The organism is Dolichospermum sp. UHCC 0259 (assembly GCF_009711935.1).
In the GTDB taxonomy this organism is placed as follows: domain Bacteria; phylum Cyanobacteriota; class Cyanobacteriia; order Cyanobacteriales; family Nostocaceae; genus Dolichospermum.
Genome location: NZ_VIKX01000289.1, coordinates 1 through 1,734 on the forward strand (window position 1 = coordinate 1; position 1,734 = coordinate 1,734).

Annotated in this window: 3 protein-coding genes; all 3 read left to right on the forward strand. The window is 41.1% G+C overall.

Annotated features, from left to right (window positions below):
- The first annotated feature begins 113 nt into the window (after positions 1–113).
- From FJR05_RS23775 to FJR05_RS23785, 3 genes are read left to right on the forward strand one after another with little or no spacing between them, the layout of a single operon-like run.
- Positions 114–503, forward strand: coding sequence for a hypothetical protein (locus FJR05_RS23775; RefSeq protein ID WP_174783839.1), 390 nt, complete (start codon positions 114–116; stop codon positions 501–503).
- 9 nt (positions 504–512) lie between these two features.
- Positions 513–1,451, forward strand: coding sequence for a hypothetical protein (locus FJR05_RS23780; RefSeq protein ID WP_254447065.1), 939 nt, complete (start codon positions 513–515; stop codon positions 1,449–1,451).
- A complete protein-coding gene (locus FJR05_RS23785) occupies positions 1,444–1,683 on the forward strand; it encodes a hypothetical protein (protein WP_168646396.1) in 240 nt (79 codons plus the stop codon). Before FJR05_RS23780 ends, FJR05_RS23785 begins: the two co-directional genes overlap by 8 nt.
- The last annotated feature ends 51 nt before the right edge of the window (positions 1,684–1,734 follow it).

A 1,734-nucleotide genomic window follows, 5' to 3' on the forward strand; every position in this document is an offset into this window, starting at 1 on the left:
AATAGCCCCCCTATTCTCTCTCAAATTCACAATTTTTTGCTTGACAGACCACTAGTCTCAAACTGAAGGCTACTACTCCCAAAACTATTACTGTGGAGGAGTTGGTTAAAAGTTTGGCTAAACCTATCCAGGATATGTTGGATGCTGGCTACTCCTATGAGGATGTCTCTGACGTTTTTAAGGGACATGGTGTAGAATTAGCTGCAAGTGGCATTAAGAGTTTCCACAAAAAAGCTATAACAACAACTACTACTGCTACTGACAACCAAGGTTCTGAATCGTCGGCTGATTCTAACTCTGACTCAAATGCAACTGTTTCTGATTCAACTACAACTGGTAATGGTGTTCCTGCTGTAGAGGCAGATGCTTCACTACCTGATGCTGTTGAAGAATCTGAAAAATCTCAAATATCAACTTCTACAACATCTCCAAAAACAACGTCAAAGAAAGGGGCAGCAAAAACTCATTCTCAGTTCAATGTCACTGATAGGAGTAGCGTCTAGGAGCAATGTATGAAACGGATTGTGATGATTTTAGGGGGCAAGGGAGGGACTGGTAAAACTGCTTTCACTCGCTTGCTTCTTGATGTTCTACACTCTCAAGGTATCAGCTATCTCGGTTATGATGCTGATACTGAAAATCCTGAGTTGTTTGAGTATTATCAAGATTTTGGCTCTGGTGTTAGGCTACTAAATTTTATTGAGGTGGCTGAAGCAAAGCGGTTTTTTACGGAAATTAAGGCGGCTTCTCCTGATGTGGTGGTGGTGGATATGCCGGGGGCTTCTAGTAATAAGACTAGGGAGATTATCAGTAAGTTTGGGCTGTTTAAGATTGCTGGTGATTTGGGTTATCGGGTGTCTCTGGTGACGGTGCTGAATCTAGGGTATTCGGTGATTACTAGCTTGAAGGCTATGGTTGAGTTTTGTGGTAATCAAGCTGATTATGTGGTGGTGAAGAATCTCTGCTGGGATAAGGGGTTAGGTTTTCAACGGTGGGATAATAGTAAAACTAGAGTTGCTATATCGGAGTTGCAAGGTGTAGAGATTGAGTTGCCTGAGCTTGAGTATTCAACTTTTGATATGTTGATTGAGAAGGGTTTTCCTTTCTCTGCTGCTACTGAGGAAAATGGGTTTCCGTTTGGTGATTATCTGCTGGTGAGTGGGTTTTTAGACCAGGCTAAACCGGAACTGGATAAGGCTGCTGTTTATTTGGGATTACAGCAATTAGAAACAAATAAATCTGCGGTGAGTCGGTCTTTATCAGCATCATCGGCAGATATGAATAAATCAACAGATACCAATAAATCTGCGGTGAATCAATCATCATTAGCAGAGGTTAATCAAGCTGTATCTTCGAGTAGGAGTGCGAGTGCTGCCAATAAATCAGAAGTAAATAAGTCAGAAGTAACTGAAACTAAAGCTCGTCGGGGGAGAAAAAAAGCCGATGAATAATAACAATAAACGCAATAAGGGCAATACCAATAGCACCAATAGCGATAGCAGTCATAACGATATCGACAATAGCAATAACAGCAATACCAATAGCGATATCTCTACTGCTTCCAGTTCCCTCTCTTTGGGAATAAGTGAACTGGGTGAGGTGAAGACGGCGTTGGGTAGATTATATAAGGAATTTGAAAGTTTTAAACTATCACAAAAGACTGAAAGAGAAAAAGATAGGTAACTGTTCACACTCCCCCACTAAAAAGGAATTAGGAAGTAACAGGGATAGGAG

Coding starts and splice junctions, on each gene's coding strand:
- FJR05_RS23780 (WP_254447065.1), top strand. CDS start 513: ATGAAACGGATTGTGATGATTTTAGGGGGCAAGGGAGGGACTGGTAAA.
- FJR05_RS23785 (WP_168646396.1), top strand. CDS start 1,444: ATGAATAATAACAATAAACGCAATAAGGGCAATACCAATAGCACCAAT.